Origin of the sequence: Achromobacter sp. SIMBA_011 (assembly GCF_046535435.1) — a bacterium.
Taxonomy (GTDB): domain Bacteria; phylum Pseudomonadota; class Gammaproteobacteria; order Burkholderiales; family Burkholderiaceae_B; genus Achromobacter; species Achromobacter dolens.
Genome location: NZ_JAWRWN010000757.1, coordinates 1 through 258 on the forward strand (window position 1 = coordinate 1; position 258 = coordinate 258).

The following is a 258-nucleotide window of genomic DNA, read 5'->3' on the forward strand; positions in this document are numbered from 1 at the left end:
GGCTTTTGCTTATAAAGAGCGCCAGTCTTGCGGAAAAGTCAGAGGAAAGCCGGGACGGTTGTCGCTGTAGCCCATCGAGTAGTAGAGCCCTTCGTGCTGGCCCGCCCTCGGCAGCCGGTCGGCCGTGATGTCGACCAGCCCGCCCCAGCAGTAATCGAGCCGCACGGCCGCCAGCTCGGGGAAATAGCCGGCGAGGCCCGCGCGCAGGATTTCGCCGCTTTTCGCGTCGGAGCGCGGGCTCGACATCGCGAAGCGGGC

1 pseudogene is annotated in these 258 nt (G+C 66.3%); it reads right to left on the minus strand.

The features are described 5' to 3' along the window. Positions 1-60: 60 nt before the first annotated feature. Positions 61-258, minus strand: a pseudogene (locus tag SB816_RS33005) (FAD-dependent oxidoreductase); the annotation flags it as partial.